This window comes from Polynucleobacter ibericus (assembly GCF_018687955.1).
GTDB lineage: Bacteria > Pseudomonadota > Gammaproteobacteria > Burkholderiales > Burkholderiaceae > Polynucleobacter > Polynucleobacter ibericus.
In genome coordinates this window covers 91,318-106,009 of the sequence record NZ_CP061309.1, presented here as the reverse complement: position 1 = coordinate 106,009, position 14,692 = coordinate 91,318, and the positions used below count along the sequence as shown (strand labels likewise).

At 45.9% G+C, this 14,692-nt stretch carries 20 protein-coding genes and 1 pseudogene; 3 read left to right on the top strand and 18 right to left on the bottom strand.

What is annotated here, in order from left to right; all coding sequences use genetic code 11:
* Positions 1-18: 18 nt before the first annotated feature.
* A complete protein-coding gene (locus AOC20_RS00620) occupies positions 19-420 on the bottom strand; it encodes a phosphoribosyl-ATP diphosphatase (protein WP_215360647.1) in 402 nt (133 codons plus the stop codon).
* 40 nt (positions 421-460) lie between these two features.
* Complete coding sequence (gene hisI, locus AOC20_RS00615; RefSeq protein WP_215360646.1) at positions 461-856, bottom strand: phosphoribosyl-AMP cyclohydrolase; 396 nt, start codon at positions 854-856, stop codon at positions 461-463.
* 134 nt (positions 857-990) lie between these two features.
* On the opposite strand from hisI, the gene AOC20_RS00610 reads away from it, so the two are divergent.
* Both AOC20_RS00610 and AOC20_RS00605 read left to right on the top strand, forming a co-directional pair.
* Positions 991-1,173: a type II toxin-antitoxin system HicA family toxin gene (locus AOC20_RS00610; RefSeq protein WP_215360645.1), complete on the top strand. Its 183-nt coding sequence runs from the start codon at positions 991-993 to the stop codon at positions 1,171-1,173.
* Positions 1,174-1,183: 10 nt separating this feature from the next.
* Positions 1,184-1,576 (top strand): type II toxin-antitoxin system HicB family antitoxin, encoded by a 393-nt coding sequence (locus AOC20_RS00605; protein WP_215360644.1) that lies wholly within the window; start codon positions 1,184-1,186, stop codon positions 1,574-1,576.
* Between the two features lie 8 nt (positions 1,577-1,584).
* Here the strand turns inward: AOC20_RS00605 and hisF are convergent, their stop codons facing one another.
* From hisF to hisB, 4 genes are read right to left on the bottom strand one after another with little or no spacing between them, the layout of a single operon-like run.
* Positions 1,585-2,343 (bottom strand): imidazole glycerol phosphate synthase subunit HisF, encoded by a 759-nt coding sequence (gene hisF / locus AOC20_RS00600; RefSeq protein ID WP_215360643.1) that lies wholly within the window; start codon positions 2,341-2,343, stop codon positions 1,585-1,587.
* Positions 2,343-3,104, bottom strand: coding sequence for a 1-(5-phosphoribosyl)-5-[(5-phosphoribosylamino)methylideneamino]imidazole-4-carboxamide isomerase (gene hisA / locus AOC20_RS00595; protein WP_215360642.1), 762 nt, complete (start codon positions 3,102-3,104; stop codon positions 2,343-2,345). The genes hisF and hisA overlap by 1 nt, the downstream gene beginning before the upstream one ends.
* Before the next feature lie 17 nt (positions 3,105-3,121).
* Entirely contained in the window at positions 3,122-3,784 is a 663-nt protein-coding gene (gene hisH, locus AOC20_RS00590) for an imidazole glycerol phosphate synthase subunit HisH (RefSeq protein WP_215360641.1), read from the bottom strand.
* 51 nt (positions 3,785-3,835) lie between these two features.
* Positions 3,836-4,423 (bottom strand): imidazoleglycerol-phosphate dehydratase HisB, encoded by a 588-nt coding sequence (gene hisB / locus AOC20_RS00585; RefSeq protein WP_215323729.1) that lies wholly within the window; start codon positions 4,421-4,423, stop codon positions 3,836-3,838.
* A gap of 116 nt (positions 4,424-4,539) precedes the next feature.
* Here hisB and hisC point away from each other — a divergent pair, with 116 nt between their 5' ends.
* The gene (hisC, locus tag AOC20_RS00580; protein ID WP_215360640.1) at positions 4,540-5,607 is read left to right on the top strand and encodes a histidinol-phosphate transaminase; all 1,068 of its coding nucleotides are present in this window, start codon (positions 4,540-4,542) and stop codon (positions 5,605-5,607) included.
* A 22-nt stretch (positions 5,608-5,629) separates the two neighbouring features.
* On the opposite strand, the gene hisD is transcribed toward hisC, so the two are convergent.
* The 12 genes and pseudogenes from hisD to AOC20_RS00520 form a co-directional block, all read right to left on the bottom strand.
* Entirely contained in the window at positions 5,630-6,952 is a 1,323-nt protein-coding gene (gene hisD / locus AOC20_RS00575) for a histidinol dehydrogenase (RefSeq protein WP_215360639.1), read from the bottom strand.
* Between the two features lie 32 nt (positions 6,953-6,984).
* Positions 6,985-7,611, bottom strand: coding sequence for an ATP phosphoribosyltransferase (hisG, locus tag AOC20_RS00570; protein WP_215360638.1), 627 nt, complete (start codon positions 7,609-7,611; stop codon positions 6,985-6,987).
* Between the two features lie 20 nt (positions 7,612-7,631).
* Complete coding sequence (gene murA, locus AOC20_RS00565; RefSeq protein WP_215360637.1) at positions 7,632-8,906, bottom strand: UDP-N-acetylglucosamine 1-carboxyvinyltransferase; 1,275 nt, start codon at positions 8,904-8,906, stop codon at positions 7,632-7,634.
* Between the two features lie 55 nt (positions 8,907-8,961).
* Positions 8,962-9,210: a BolA family protein gene (locus tag AOC20_RS00560; protein WP_215360636.1), complete on the bottom strand. Its 249-nt coding sequence runs from the start codon at positions 9,208-9,210 to the stop codon at positions 8,962-8,964.
* A 31-nt stretch (positions 9,211-9,241) separates the two neighbouring features.
* Positions 9,242-10,030, bottom strand: a complete 789-nt coding sequence (locus AOC20_RS00555) for an ABC transporter permease (protein WP_215360635.1) — start codon at positions 10,028-10,030, stop codon at positions 9,242-9,244.
* Between the two features lie 65 nt (positions 10,031-10,095).
* Positions 10,096-10,779, bottom strand: a pseudogene (locus AOC20_RS00550) (ABC transporter ATP-binding protein); the annotation flags it as partial.
* A 5-nt stretch (positions 10,780-10,784) separates the two neighbouring features.
* Positions 10,785-11,042, bottom strand: coding sequence for an STAS domain-containing protein (locus AOC20_RS00545; protein ID WP_215360634.1), 258 nt, complete (start codon positions 11,040-11,042; stop codon positions 10,785-10,787).
* A gap of 18 nt (positions 11,043-11,060) precedes the next feature.
* Positions 11,061-11,702 carry an MlaC/ttg2D family ABC transporter substrate-binding protein gene (locus AOC20_RS00540; protein WP_215360633.1) on the bottom strand — a complete coding sequence of 214 codons (642 nt, stop codon included), beginning with the start codon at positions 11,700-11,702 and terminating at the stop codon, positions 11,061-11,063.
* Positions 11,703-11,789: 87 nt separating this feature from the next.
* On the bottom strand, positions 11,790-12,542 hold the full coding sequence (locus tag AOC20_RS00535) for an MlaA family lipoprotein (RefSeq protein ID WP_251373112.1): 753 nt from the start codon (positions 12,540-12,542) through the stop codon (positions 11,790-11,792).
* Positions 12,539-13,021: an outer membrane lipid asymmetry maintenance protein MlaD gene (mlaD, locus tag AOC20_RS00530; RefSeq protein ID WP_215360632.1), complete on the bottom strand. Its 483-nt coding sequence runs from the start codon at positions 13,019-13,021 to the stop codon at positions 12,539-12,541. Before mlaD ends, AOC20_RS00535 begins: the two co-directional genes overlap by 4 nt.
* 21 nt (positions 13,022-13,042) lie before the next feature.
* Positions 13,043-13,831, bottom strand: a complete 789-nt coding sequence (gene mlaE / locus AOC20_RS00525; protein WP_215360631.1) for a lipid asymmetry maintenance ABC transporter permease subunit MlaE — start codon at positions 13,829-13,831, stop codon at positions 13,043-13,045.
* Positions 13,831-14,682 carry an ABC transporter ATP-binding protein gene (locus AOC20_RS00520; protein WP_215360630.1) on the bottom strand — a complete coding sequence of 284 codons (852 nt, stop codon included), beginning with the start codon at positions 14,680-14,682 and terminating at the stop codon, positions 13,831-13,833. The genes mlaE and AOC20_RS00520 overlap by 1 nt, the downstream gene beginning before the upstream one ends.
* Positions 14,683-14,692: the final 10 nt, after the last annotated feature.

Sequence of the window (14,692 nt, the reverse complement as noted above, 5' to 3'; positions counted from 1 at the left end):
TCCAGCGTTATTTCGCTACTACTCTTGGCCGGCGGCTTTTCTTGCAGCCTTTTCTTCGATGCCCGAAGTTCCCAAACGACGATCCAACTCAGAAATCACATCTTCTGGGCGCAAGTTAAATTGGGACAGCGCTATCAAGCAGTGAAACCATAAGTCAGCCATCTCGCCAATCAGCAATTGTTGCTGCTCAACTGCCAGATTGGAATGGCGAGCATCCTTCGCAGCCATAACCGCCTCAGTTGCCTCCTCGCCAATCTTTTTTAAGATCCCATCATCACCCTTCGAAAAGAGCAAGGCGGTATAAGAGGTTTTAGGATCTGCTTGGCCCGCCTTAAATGCATCGCGGCGTTGATCAACTACATCAGCCAGATGAGCGAATGCAGAATCTAAATTGGAAGGTTTGTTAGCAGAGCTAGTCATGTGTTCATTTTATGTCTTTTATGCAAAAGACTATTTCTCTTTATTTTTTGGAAACTGACTCGTCAACCCAGGCAGCTTTGACTGAATCCCACTGCATAAAGAAACAACTATGCTCCCCTGTATGACAGGCAATACCGTCTTTTTGCTCCACTTTGAGCAAGATGGTATCTCCATCACAGTCGAGTCGGATTTCTTTTACCTTTTGAGTGTGGCCAGACTCCTCGCCTTTATGCCAAAGCTTTTGTCTTGAGCGCGTCCAATAGACTGCTTCGCCCAAACGAATGGTTTCTAAAAGGGCATCACGATTCATCCAAGCCATCATCAATACATCGCCACTACCAACTTCCTGAGCAATAACCGGCACCAGGCCTTGCTCGTTCCATGTGACGGCGTCTAGCAAGTTTTCGTTTGGTGAAGTTTTATTCGTATCTGACATTTGTCCAATTTTGACAGAATTGTTAAGCGCAAACCAAATAAGTAGTGTGTAGAGCTTGTCGCAATAACCAGCACCACCTCATGGACACTTCTCTTATTTGTGTGTATGATGTGTATAAAATTTATAATTCGTGGATGAATAGCAAAGAATTAATCAAGGCGTTAGAAAAGGATGGATGGGTATTGAGAGGCTCAAAAGGCTCTCATCATGTTTTTAATCACCCCCGTAAAGATGGACATATCACCGTTCCACGCCCCAAAAAGGATCTAGGCATCGGATTAGTCCAAAAGCTACTGAAACAAGCAGGAATTAAATAGAGAACACATTATGAAATATCCAATTGCAATTGAACCGGGTGGAGATAAGTTGGCGTGGGGAGTCATTGTTCCTGATATGCCAGGGTGCTTCTCAGCCGCTGACAGCGGTATCGATGAGGCAATTGAAAATGCTAAAGAAGCAATTGAGCTTTGGATTGAAGCAGCCTTAGATGCTGGTGAAGATATACCCAAGCCCAGCTCCATTACCGATCTTCAGAAAAAGAAAGAGCTTAAAGGATATATCTGGGCAATTGCCGAGATTGACCCAGCTTTACTATCCGACGATATTGAAAGAGTGAATATCTCTTTACCAAAAAGAGTGCTAGCAAGATTGGATGCGAAGGCTAAATCAGCTGGCGAGAATCGCTCTGCTTTTATTGCGCATATGGCGATTAGCGCTTAACACTCAGACTAAATCCGAACCGGAATTCCTTGAGCAGCCATATATTCTTTTGCCTGCCCAACGGTGTAATCACCATAGTGAAAAATACTGGCCGCTAATACTGCATCTGCATGACCCTTGGTAATACCATCCACTAAATGCTGCAAATTACCAACGCCACCGGACGCAATCACTGGTACAGAAACCGCATCACTAACGGCAGCTGTTAAAGATAAGTCAAAACCATCTTTGCTACCATCGCGATTCATGCTGGTTAACAAGATTTCACCAGCGCCACGCTTGGCAACTTCCTTGGCCCATTCCACGACATCCATGCCAGTAGCCGTTCTACCGCCATGGGTGAATACTTCCCAGTTACCAGCCTCTGTTTGCTTGGCATCGATCGCCACCACAATACATTGGGAGCCATAGTAGGCTGCTGCATCAGACACTAAATCAGGATTAGCAACTGCTGAGGAATTCATACTCACTTTGTCAGCGCCAGCATTGAGCAGGCGTCGTACGTCAGCAACTGCACGTACGCCGCCGCCAACAGTCAATGGAATAAATACTTGTGATGCCACATCTTCAATGATGTGCAATATGAGATCACGGCCATCAGATGTAGCTGTAATGTCTAGGAAAGTCAGTTCATCTGCGCCTTGCGTATCGTATCGTTTTGCGATTTCGACTGGGTCTCCTGCATCACGCAGACCAACAAAGTTCACACCCTTAACTACGCGTCCCGCAGTAACATCCAGGCAAGGAATAATTCGCTTGGTTAACACTAGAGAATGTTCTTTTTGTATTTAAGCGTTAGTTCATCAGCATATTTTTGGGCAGCAGCTAGATCAAGATCGCCGGCATAAATTGAACGACCGGCAATCACGCCCATCACACCTTCTTCTTCTGCTTTACAGAGCGCATCAATATCGTGATTATTTGAAAGGCCGCCACTGGCAATCACAGGAATACGAATCGCCTGAGCAAGCTTTACAGTGGCATCAATGTTCACGCCTTTGAGCATGCCATCACGACCGATGTCGGTATAAATGATGGCCTCAACGCCCCAATCTTCAAACTTCTTTGCCAAGTCGATGACTTCGTGACCGGTAATTTTGCTCCAGCCATCAGTGGCTACTTTGCCATCACGCGCATCCAAGCCAACCATGACATGCCCTGGGAATGCTGTGCAGGCATCTTGTACAAATCCTGGATTCTTCACCGCTGCAGTGCCAATAATGACAGTACTAATACCGTCATCCAATAAACGCTCAATGGTTTCAAGATCACGAATACCACCGCCTAATTGAACGGGGATCTCATTGCCAACTGCTTTGAGGATAGATTTAATGGCGGATTCATTTTTAAGCTTACCCGCAAATGCGCCATTGAGATCTACTAGATGCAAACGTCGCGCACCTTTACTAATCCAATGTGCCGCCATCGCGCCCGGGTCTTCAGAAAAAACTGTGGCTTTATCCATGTCACCTTGCTCGAGTCGAACACAGTGGCCGTCTTTAAGATCAATTGCGGGAATCAGCAGCATAGCTAAGAGTAATTAAATTAAGGTTGCCAAGAAACAAAATTTTTATAAAGCTTTAAACCGTATTCTGCACTTTTTTCTGGGTGAAATTGAGTTGCAAAAATATTATCTTGCGCCACGGCAGAAGTAAACCAATCACCGTATTCTGTTGATCCAGCGATATCTTCATTGCGCTGCGGTACAACATAGTAGCTATGCACGAAATAAAAGCTTGTTAAATCCGGTATGCCGTCCCAAAGTGGGTGCTTGCTATCCTGACGCACTTGATTCCAGCCCATATGCGGCACTTTATAAGCAGAACCGTCTGGCTGCTTTTTTCCGGCTAGATCAAAACGGCGAACTTCGCCCGGAATTAAGCCTAAGCACGGCGTCCATGGGTCACTGCCACTGGCACGGACTTCTGCACTTTGATCAAAAAGCATTTGCTCACCCACACAAACACCCAAGAGTGGCTTACTTTTTGACGCCTCTAATAAGGCCTCCAATAGCCCGGATTCTTGTAAATGCTTCATGCAATCAGGCATAGCGCCTTGGCCGGGCAATACGACACGATCAGCAGAGCGAATCTCATCTGGCTGATGCGCAATCAAGACATTGTCATCGGGTGCAACATGATGAAAGGCTTGATACACGGAACGGAGGTTGCCCATTCCATAATCGACGATCGCAATGGTTTGCGCCAAAATTTACCTGTTGTCTACTGTTGTCTTCTGAGCAACTGTGAGGAGTCTAGATTAAAGACTTCCTTTAGTTGAGGGAATAGAACCTGAAGCGCGAGGATCAACAGCTAGAGCCATACGCAAAGCGCGGCCAAAGGCTTTGAACACCGTTTCAATTTGGTGATGCGCATTAATGCCGCGCAAATTATCAATATGTAAAGTCACGCCAGCGTGATTCACAAAACCACGGAAGAACTCAATACTGAGATCAACGTCAAAGTCACCAACACGAGCGCGGGTGAATGGAACGTTAAATTCCAGGCCTGGGCGACCAGAGAAATCGATCACAACACGAGATAGGGTTTCATCCAAAGGAACATAGGAGTGACCATAGCGAGTAATGCCCGCTTTATCACCAACCGCTTTAGCAAAAGCTTGTCCTAAGGTGATTCCTACATCTTCAACGGTGTGGTGATCATCAATATGGGTATCTCCATTGGCAACCACTTTGAGATCAATCATGCCGTGACGGGCAATTTGATCGAGCATGTGATCGAGAAAAGGAACCCCAGAGGCTAGTTCAGCCTTACCGGTACCATCTAAATTGATGGAAATCTGAATTTTGGTTTCCGAAGTGTTTCGGGTGACGTCGGCTTGCCGCATGCTTCATTGCGCCGCGAGGCGAAGTGTTGATTGAAGCCTCATAATATCATTCCTAGAAGAGAATTAAATACCGTTAGCGCAGTACTTTCACCCTGATTTTTGACCTGAGAACCCTCATGAGCCGTTTCTGGAGCCCTGTTGTTCAAACATTAACCCCTTATGTTCCAGGGGAACAACCGCAAATGCAGCGGCTGGTCAAACTCAACACTAATGAGAGCCCTTATGGCCCATCGCCCAAGGCCCTTACTGCAATTGAGAGTCAAAATACTGCGGATTTACGCCTTTATCCAGATCCAGAAGGAACCGCCCTTAAAAATGCCATCGCCAAATTACATGGCTTAGACCCAAAACAAGTCTTTTTGGGTAACGGCTCCGATGAAGTATTGGCGCATGTCTTTGCGGGATTGCTCAAACAAAGCAAGCCTGTGCATTTTCCTGATATCACTTATAGCTTCTATCCGGTGTACTGCAAACTTTTCGGAATTGACTATAAAACTGTAGCTCTGGGTAATCAGTTTGAGATTAATACTGCTGACTACAAAGTGCCCAATGGTGGAGTTATTTTCCCCAACCCAAATGCTCCAACCGGCAGATCTATTCCTCGCTCCGAAATCGAAGCTTTGTTATCTCGCAATAAAGACTCCGTAGTTGTTATCGATGAAGCCTACGTTGATTACGGTACTGAATCTTGCATTCCATTATTGCGCGGCAATGCCTGTCCAGAAAATCTTCTAGCCGTACATACCCTTTCCAAATCACGCGCCTTAGCTGGCCTACGAGTTGGCTTCGCCGTTGGTCATCCTGATTTGATCGAAGGTTTAGAGCGGGTAAAGAATAGCTTTAACTCTTACCCACTAGGCCGCCTTGCTCAAGCTGGGGCCATTGCAGCTATTGAAGATCAGGCGCATCTGGAAGAAACTTCTGCCAAGGTTATTCAAACTCGCACTCGGTTAGTTGAGCAGCTCAACGCCTTGGGATTTGAAACACTACCTTCAACCGCCAACTTTATTTTCACTCGTCATCCAAAGCATGCTGGAGTAAAGCTCTATCAAGCCTTGCGTGATCGAGGCATCATCGTGCGTCATTTCAAATCTGCGCTGATAGATGAGTTTTTACGCATTACCATTGGCACAGATGAACAAAGCGACGAACTAGTCGTCGCTTTAAAAGAAATTCTGAATTAATTTTTTAAGAAGTAAATTCTTTTTACTTCTTCAAGCGCATCTCGGCTGCGCGGGCATGGGCTTGCAAGCCTTCACCGTGAGCTAGCGTACTGGCTACAGAGCCTAAGGTTTGCGCGCCCACTTCGCTGACTTCAATCATGCTAGAACGCTTGATAAAGTCGTAAACACCCAATGGTGATGAAAAACGTGCAGTACGAGCTGTTGGCAATACGTGGTTTGGTCCAGCGCAATAATCGCCGAGAGACTCGCTAGTGTAGTTGCCCATAAAGATGGCGCCAGCATGACGAATTTGCTCGGCCCACTTACGTGGATCAACAGCACAGATCTCTAAGTGCTCAGCTGCAATCGCATTAGCAATCTCGCAAGCCTCAGACATATCTTCTACCTGAATCAGTAAGGCGCGATTGGTGAGAGACGCTTCAATCACTTTCGCCCTTGGCATTTCCGGCAGAAGCTTATCAATGCTTGCTTGTACTTGCTCAATGTAAGCAGCATCCGGACAAAGCAAGATCGATTGCGCTTGCTCATCGTGCTCAGCCTGTGAGAACAAATCCATCGCTATCCAATCCGGATTACTCGAACCATCGCAGAGCACCAAGATTTCGGAAGGGCCAGCAATCATATCGATACCGACAATACCAAATACTCTGCGTTTAGCTGCAGCTACATAGGCATTGCCAGGGCCAACAATTTTGTCGACCGAAGGAATGGTTTTGGTTCCATAGGCTAAAGCCCCTACAGCTTGGGCGCCGCCAATCGTAAAGACGCGATCTACACCAGCTAGATAAGCTGCCGCCAAAACCAAGGGATTGCGTGCACCATCTGGTGTAGGCACGACCATAATGACCTCGGCAACACCAGCCACCTTTGCAGGAATGGCGTTCATCAACACTGAAGAAGGGTAAGCAGCCTTACCGCCCGGCACATAAATACCAACACGATCTAGTGGTGTGACTTTTTGACCTAAGCGAGTTCCATCCTTCTCTTCGTACTCCCAAGAATGACAGCCGGCTTCAATCTTTTGATGCTCGTGATACGCGCGCACTCTTTGCGCAGCAATATCCAATGCATTTTTTTGCTCTATAGATAAAGAGTTATAGGCTAACTCTAAGTCCTTGTGAGGAATTTCTAGATCAGAAACATTGGCAATATTTAAACGATCAAATTGTTTTGTAAAACCCAGGACCGCCTCATCACCCTTATCTTTGACTGCCGCCAGGATCTTGACTACAGCAGAATCAATTGCTTCATCGTCAGCCATCGGCAAAGAAAGACTAGACAACAGAGTTTCCCTGAAGCCGACATCCTTACTGTTGAGGCGTTTAACGTTAACGTTTGAAGACATGGATTAAATACTTCTGATCATCTAGCTACTGATTACTTCAGTAACTCAAAAATAGGCTGTAACTGAGCACGCTTACGCTTATAAGAAGCTTGGTTCACTACCAAACGTGCACTGATATCAGCGATTGGCTCTACCTCAACCAAGCCATTAGCCTTGAGCGTATTCCCAGTAGATACTAAATCCACAATAGCATCTGCTAAGCCGACTAAAGGAGCAAGCTCCATCGAACCATAGAGTTGAATCGTATCAATGTGAACGCCTTTATTTGCGAAGTGATCACGAGCGCAATTGACATACTTCGTAGCTACTTTTAAGCGTGAGCCCTGCTTTACAGCCGCAGCGTAATCAAAGCCTTCGCGAACTGCCACAGACATACGGCACTTAGCAATATCTAAGTCATAAGGCACATACAAACCATCAGTGCCTTTTTCCATCAACACATCTAATCCAGCTACTCCAAAATCGGCACCGCCAAATTGCACGTAAGTTGGCACATCCGATGCACGGACAATAATCAAACGAACATCGGGGTTGGTAGTCTCAATAATGAGTTTGCGGGACTTTTCAGGATCCTCCAACGGCACAATACCGACCTTGGATAAGATCTCTGCAGTTTCTTCGAAGATACGCCCTTTGGAGAGCGCTAAAGTCAATTTCATGGACTAATTATCCATCAGCCTTACTTTACGCGCTCAATATTGGCGCCCAAGAGGGTTAACTTATGTTCCATGCGGTCATAGCCGCGATCCAAATGGTAAATACGATCCACTTGGGTTTCGCCCTGAGCAGCCAATCCAGCAATCACCAAGCTGGCCGAGGCTCGAAGATCGGTCGCCATCACAATTGCACCTGAGAGCTTTTCCACCCCTTGAGCAATTGCAGTATTACCTTCAATGGCAATATCTGCACCCAAACGATTGAGCTCCTGAACATGCATGAAGCGGTTCTCAAAAATGGTTTCGGTAATAGTGGAATTACCGGATGCGATTGCATTGACGGTCATCAGCTGCGCTTGCATATCGGTTGGGAAGGCGGGGTACTCAGAAGTACGGAAATTAACCGCTTTTGGACGACCCTGCATTGATGCCTTGATCCAATCAGGGCCAATTTCCATTTGCAGACCAGCTTCTTTTAACTTCACGATGACAGCATCCAAAGTATCGGGACGACAATGCTTAACAGTGATCTCTCCGCCAGTGACAGCCACTGCGCACAAAAATGTTCCTGCCTCAATACGATCTGGAATCACTGAATGTTCTGCGCCGTGCAGTTTTTCAACTCCCTCGATCACCAAACGATCACTGCCAATTCCTGAAATTTTTGCGCCCATCTTTACTAACAATTCCGCCAAGTCACCTACTTCAGGCTCGCGCGCAGCATTTTCTAAAACCGTAGTACCAGATGCCAAAGTGGCGGCCATCAATAAATTCTCAGTACCGGTTACGGTGATCATGTCGGTCAAGATGGAGGCGCCCTTCAATCGTTCAGATTGTGGCTTTGTTTCTGCCTGGATATAGCCACTCTTAATCTTGATAGCAGCGCCCATTGCTTTCAAACCTTTGATGTGCTGATCTACTGGACGTGCGCCAATAGCGCATCCACCTGGCAATGAAACCTTAGCGCTATGCATTCTGGCTAGCAAAGGACCAAGCACCAAGATGGAGGCGCGCATAGTCTTTACCATTTCATACGTGGCTTCTGAACTCTTAATAACAGCCGCACTTAACACCATATGACTACGATCATTAGCGCTTGGAAAGTCTACCGTCACACCAATCTCTTGCAGAAGTTTGAGCATGGTGCGTACATCCTGCAAATCAGGAACGTTACGCAATACCACTGGTTGATCGGTCAACAGACAAGCACACAGAATTGGCAAAGCAGCATTCTTAGCGCCAGCAATCACTACCTCACCTTTGAGGGGTGTGCCGCCAACCATTCGTAATTTATCCATGAAACGATTCCAGTGAAAACTTAGTAATTAATGTGCAATCAGTAATGATGCGTTTTTATGTTGCTGAATTTTGCGTAAACTCTTCGGGCGTGAACACCTTCATCGATAAAGCATGAACCTCTGCTTTCATGCGATCGCCCATTGCGCCATATACCAATTGGTGACGTTGTACTAAACGTTTGCCTTCGAACTCAGGGCTCACTATAGTGGCAAAAAAGTGCTGCCCATCACCCTCAACCTGGATATGAGTGCAGTTAATACCCTGCTTGATATAGCCTTCAATTTGTTCTGGGGTGGGTAGCATTTCTTCTCCTAATAAACCAGGGTGTAAACAATTAATAACGCAGCTTATAGCCCTTTTGAAGCAAGCGCAAAGCAATCACTGACACCGCTACAAAAAAACAGAACACGATTACCAGGCTACTCCAAGGGGAGTTATCTGAAACTCCAAAGAATCCATAGCGGAAGCCGTCAATCATATAAAAGAAAGGGTTGAAGTGGGATACCACCTGCCAGGCTGGCGGCAAAGAGTGAATGGAGTAGAAGACACCCGATAACATCGTTGCAGGCATGATGATGAAGTTCTGAAAGGCAGCTAATTGATCGTATTTATCTGCCCAGATACCAGCAATTAAGCCAAGACTTCCTAAAATCGCAGCACCCAAGAAAGCAAATACCAAAATCCACAATGGATATTCAAGTGCTGGGAATGCAAAGTAGGCAGTAATAATTAAGACGCCCAGACCAACCACAATACCTCGAAATACCGCTGCCAGTATGTAAGCAGCGTAAAACTCCAAATGACTTAAGGGGGCCAATAAAACGAATACTAAATTGCCCGTGACTTTTGACTGAATCAAAGAAGAGGAAGTATTTGCAAAAGCGTTTTGCAAAACGCTCATCATCACTAAGCCAGGAATTAAAAAAGCGGTATAACTTAAGCGGCCATACACTTCTCTGCCCTCAAGCACATGTCCAAAGATCATCAGATAGAGCACGGCCGTGAGAACTGGCGCAGCCACTGTCTGAAAGGCCACCTTATAAAAGCGCTTTACTTCCTTAAACAATAAATTTGGGAAGCCACTGCCGTATTCCAAAGCAGGCCTATTTAGTCCATGCTTCATAGGGCACCCCCAGACATGATATTGACGAAGACCTCTTCTAAATCAGTTTTACCTTCACCATCTTTTTTGACAGATCCGTAACGGCTTAATAAATTTGCTGTTGTATCGAGCGCCACAATCTTGCCCTGTTTTAGCATGGCAATACGCTGGCATAAAGCCTCAGCCTCTTCCAAATAATGCGTAGTCAAAACAATCGTATGACCATCTTGATTTAAGCGGCTGATAAATTGCCACAGCGACTGACGCAACTCAACATCTACACCAGCAGTGGGCTCATCCAAAATAATGACTGGTGGTCTATGCACTAAAGCCTGTGCAACAAGCACGCGACGCTTCATACCGCCAGATAAAGAGCGCATATTGCTATCGGCCTTAGAAGTGAGATCAAGATTACCGATAATCTCGTCGATCCACGCATCGTTATTCCGTATACCAAAGTAGCCCGATTGAAAACGCAATGTCTCACGAACCGTAAAAAAGGGGTCGAAGACTAACTCCTGGGGAACTACTCCGAGCATGCGGCGTGCTTCACGAAAGCCCTTTTGCACATCCGCGCCCATAATGGCTGCGTGGCCATGGCTAGGCTTTACTAAGCCAGCTAATATTGAAATTAATGTTGTCTTGCCAGCGCCGTTCGGCCCCAGCAAACCAAAAAATTCTCCAGGCTCAATAATCAGAGAAACATCATCTAAAGCTTGGAGCGCTCCGTACTGTTTAGATATATTCTGAATCGATATTGCAGAATGCATCGCCATTACAAACCTAGCAATGCAGCAACACCATAAACCCCAGCTAAAACTTTTAACTTTTCTGGCGCATGCTCTACGGCAATAGATTGCCCCTCAGACTTGAGCTTGTTCTGCCACGCCAACAATACCGTTAATACCGTCGAATCAAAGTCTTTTAATTCTGAGCAATCTATCGAGCGCAAATTTGGGATATTTAACAAGCCTTCTTTTTGCAGCTGCAAAGCATTTGCTTGCGTAATCATTTTTGGCAAAAGAAAAGGCATGATATGGGCGCTTAACAATTAATTAGCAGGCTTAGCAGTGGCTAATTGTTTATTACGATCTTGCAAGAACTTCACCAGACCCTCAATACCGTTTTGACTGATTTGATTGGAGAATTGATTGCGATAAGCCTCAACCAACCAAACCCCCATGATGTTCATGTCGTATACCTTCCAGCCATTGGCTGTTTTCTCCAGGCGGTAATCCAAAGGAACTGGATCGCCACGACCAAGCACCACTGTCTTCACAACCACTTCTTTATCGTCTGGTGCCGCACGTAAGGCCTTAAATTGCACAGTCTGATCACGCAATTGGCTCAGTGCACCAGAATAAGTACGAATGAGTAGATTTTTAAACTCAGTGGTCAGTTGAGCTTGTTGCTCAGGCGAGGCCTTTTTCCAATTGGGCCCCATTGCCATTTCCGTAGTACGCCGCATATCGGTATATGGAACAATTTTCTTTTCAACTAAATCCACAATCTTGGGAATATTCCCTTTTTGAATATCGGGATCAGATTTAACTGCTGCCATCACCTCAGTAACCACCATCTTAATTAGAGCGTCCGGAGGGGTTGATTGATCAGGTGTTTGAGCAAACACAGTGCTGGCAGAGAGCAATAGGCCTGCAAAAATAAAACTGAAGATTTGTTTAAAGCTTTTCATATTCCTGCCACCATCTTTATCTAAATTGAAGCCTATTTTATTCACATCAAACTATGTTGCTAGTTGCCTGTTGCTTGTTTTTGCGTCTTATTGGTATGGATTCTCGTAAACAGGTATGGGAGAGTCTTCATCATCGCGACCCTCATTAATTTGATATGCCCGTCTTTGAATGTACGCATCCCGCACAAAACTGTATTTATCAATTGCAGCACCATCAAGCAAATCACCTGCTTCGTAATAAGTATTACGAGCATTCACCACACGCAAACCAGTCAAGCTGTTTCGTAGGGCAACGTTTGGCAACAATCTAAACAAGTAATCAGACTCCAAGTCAGCTGCGGTACCAAAGGTATCGCGGACATTGCTTGGGCCGAAGAAAGGTAAAACCACGTATGGCCCTGAGGGCACGCCCCAAACACCCAAGGTTTGACCCCAATCTTCCTTATGCTTTTCAAGACCACCAGGGGTAGCTAAATCTATTAGGCCGCCTAGGCCCATAGTTGTATTAACAAACACCCGGACGAGATCATTAAAAGCGTCGCCTGGCTTACCTTGCAATAAGTTATAAAGAGCCGTATAGATATCGCTGTAATTACTAAAGAAGTTGTAAATGCCATCACGCACAAATTCGGGTAATACAAAACGATAGCCAGCAACCACCGGCTTTAGAACATAAGCATCTAAGCCTTCGTTAAATTCAAATACCGAGCGGTTGAATGGCTCCCAAGGATCTTGAGGGGAGCGCTCTGCACCCGCAGGAATCGATGCACAGCCAACCATGCTGACGATCAAACCCAGTAAAAATACTTTCTTGAGCTTGCAAAGAACAGACAACATCATTTTGCTGCGCCCTTTTCTTGTCCGCTATCTGCTGCTTTGTTATAAAGGAACTGGCTAATGAGATTTTCTAAAACAATCGCTGATTGGGTTTGAGAAATCTTCTCTCCATTAGTCAACATATCATCAGAGCCACCCGCTTCAAGCCCAATGTACTGCTCACCCAATAAACCTGAAGTTAAAATCTTAGCAGATGAATCCTTTGGAAATTTATAAGAATCTTCAATAGTCATCACCACTGTAGCTTGATAGGTTTTGTCATCAAAAGAGATATTTGCAATTCTGCCAACTACTACACCAGCGCTTTTCACAGGTGCGCGAGGCTTTAGACCGCCAATATTGTCAAAGCGTGCAGAAATTTTGTAAGTGGGGGCAAATGACACTGCATTCATATTGCCAACCTTCAGTGCGAGGAATAATGCTGCCAGCAAACCAATGGCAACAAAAATTCCAACCCAAACATCAATTGCACTTTTTCTCATAAGAGCCCCAGTTTATTCTTTCTAATTAGAAAACATCATCGCGGTTAGCAAGAAATCTAATGCTAAAACCGATAAGGAAGAGATCACCACCGTACGGGTAGTCGCTTGCGAAACACCTTCAGGCGTAGGTTTAGATTCATAGCCTTGATAGAGCGCAATAAAGGTCACAGCGACACCAAACACCATACTTTTAATGAGGCCGTTGCCAATGTCAGAAAACAGATCGACTCCACCCTGCATCTGGGACCAAAAGGCGCCGGAATCTACCCCAATGAGTGGCACACCAACGAGATAGCCGCCCAATACACCCACTGCTGTAAAGATTGTTGCCAAGATGGGCATTGAAATAATGCCCGCCCAGAGACGGGGTGCAATGACACGACCCAGCGGATCCACTGCCATCATTTCCATAGCGGTCAATTGTTCGCCGGCCTTCATTAAACCAATCTCTGCTGTTAAAGAAGTACCGGCCCTACCAGCGAATAACAAAGCAGTAATGACAGGGCCTAATTCACGCGTTAACGAGAGGGCAACCAATAAACCCAGTGCTTGTTCTGAACCATAGCGGTTCAGGGTGTAGTACCCCTGCAAACCAAGTACGAAGCCAACAAATAATCCTGATACCGCAATGATGACAAAAGAGTGATTACCGACAAATAAAATTTGATCAATGACTAAACGCGGTCTTTTCAGCAAGAATCCTGAGCGCACAATCACTGCGACAAACATGCGTGCAGCCAAACCAAGACTACTTAAATTACGGCGAACAAAAAACCCAAGGTCGCCAAATAGATTGAGAAGCGCAGTCATTAGGCACCCACCCCAAAATCTTCTTCAAGGCTCATGCCAGGGTAGTGGAAAGGCACAGGACCATCTGGAGCAGCATCTAAAAATTGCCTAACGAAAGGATCTGTAGAGCGACTCAACTCCTCAGGTGTTCCCTCTGCACCAATACGGCCGTTGGCGATAAAGTAAACATAATCAGCAATCGCAAAAGTCTCCTCAACATCGTGCGTCACCAATAAACTCGTGGCTCCCAGGGCATTATTAAGGTCACGAATTAAGCGCGCAGTGATACCCAATGAAATAGGATCAAGACCAGCAAATGGCTCGTCATACATGATGAGCGGCGGATCCAATGCAATCGCTCTAGCAAGGGCAACTCGCCTTGCCATACCACCGGAAATTTGTGCAGGCATTAAGTCACGCGCCCCACGTAAACCAACAGCATTGAGCTTCATCAACACTAGTGAACGCAATAATTCTTCACTGAGGTTTGTGTGTTCACGCAGGGGAAAGGCAACGTTTTCAAAAACGCTGAGGTCGGTGAACAAGGCGCCAAACTGAAATAACATTCCCATGCGACGCCGGGCTGCCATCAACTCAGCGCCAGTCATCTTGCCAATGTCTTGACCTTCAAACAGCACTTGTCCAGATTGGGCGGTAAATTGACCACCAATTAAACGCAGAATGGTGGTCTTACCGCAACCAGAACCACCCATCACTGCCACTACTTGACCACGCCGAAACTCCATATTGAGTCCGGACAAAATTTGCCGCTCTCCCGGGGCATAGGAAAAGTCGACGTCCTTGATAGAGACGACAACTTCACCTGCAGCTTGCTTGCTTACATCCAAGGAGTTTGGCTGACCACTGTTCATATCCTCGATA